This window comes from Mesorhizobium temperatum (genome assembly GCF_002284575.1).
Lineage (GTDB): Bacteria > Pseudomonadota > Alphaproteobacteria > Rhizobiales > Rhizobiaceae > Mesorhizobium > Mesorhizobium temperatum.
In genome coordinates, this window is the sequence record NZ_NPKJ01000009.1 from 1 (window position 1) to 1,147 (window position 1,147).

At 58.9% G+C, this 1,147-nt stretch carries 1 protein-coding gene; it reads right to left on the reverse strand.

Annotated features, from left to right (window positions below; all coding sequences use genetic code 11):
* Nucleotides 1–204 precede the first annotated feature (204 nt).
* Nucleotides 205–627: a VOC family protein gene (locus CIT26_RS02285; protein ID WP_095491062.1), complete on the reverse strand. Its 423-nt coding sequence runs from the start codon at nt 625–627 to the stop codon at nt 205–207.
* Nucleotides 628–1,147 lie beyond the last annotated feature (520 nt).

The window sequence follows — 1,147 nt, forward strand, 5'->3', positions numbered from 1 at the left end:
CGACACATATGGCGCTTTCCAGTTCAACTTCCGCTATTCGCTCCATGTGTCCAAAAGCCGACAGTCCGATTCCGGCCCCAATCGAGACGCTCGGGTAATACGCGCCAAGCGTCCGCTCGTGGCGCGACCGAGCCGGCCGGCGCATCGGCTCGGATTGTACCGCAACGGAGCGTTCTACGTCGCGATCGGGTGGAATGTCGACGTTCAGGTTGGATTACCCGCGGGCTCTACGCCGATAACATTCTGCTCCGCGTCCGTCGTGAACGTTCCCTTCGATTGATCCAATATTACAAGCACGTTGCCGAAAGGGTCACATACACGGGCGCATCGTCCGATCGCGATGTCGAACGGCGGTTCCACTGCCGTTCCGCCCGCTGCCAAAAATTCTCGAAATGCCGCGTCCACATCATTAACCAGAATATCAGTCTCTGGACCAATACGAAGATGAACTACTAGTTCTGCATCTGCTTCAGGCAACGCGAAGCCGGCAGCTTCCGCGTCCCGCCAGATGAGGGCATGGCCGAGCCGATCCCGATAAAAGGATATGGCTTCGTCAAGATCGCTCACATGCAGTAGATAGTTGTCGAGTTTTCGGAACAACGGTCTTTTGGCGGCCTCGTAAGCCATTGCGGGACCTCGCGCAGTATCACGGGCTCACATCAGTGCCCAAGATTATGGTTCCGCGACGAGTTCCGCAACGGCTCAGCGTCGGCTCCAGCTGATGCCAGCTTGCAACAGCTCTTTGTTATCGCGGGAACGGCAGCTATGGGGTCGATTCCGGGCCTAGCGCGAACGTCCGGTTCGGAGATTCGTCATGAACGACCGGAAGTGGCGCTTTCTGCGCGGTCAGATCAAGGGCAGCAACGTGAACTTTCCACCCTGGCCGGACTTTCCCGAGCTTCATCAGGCAATCTGAAGGCAGAACGCACCAACCGATCACGTGCGCCATTTCTTGACATTCCCGGCGCGTCCCCGAAGCGCACGTTCGCGCTGCGGCGCATTCCTCCGCTAAGGACTACCCCAATGAGCACAGCGAGCGATGCCCGTGCCCGTCCCTACATCGTGGCGCGCAAGAGATGAACTCTACGGCCGGTTGCGACGTAGGGCGCCCCATCGCGGTTTAATTCGAGCCGATGCACCGGCCGGC

What these genes read in the sequence shown, in the direction of transcription:
- CIT26_RS02285 (WP_095491062.1), bottom strand. Translation starts at nt 627, where the DNA reads ATGGCTTACGAGGCCGCCAAAAGACCGTTGTTCCGAAAACTCGACAAC.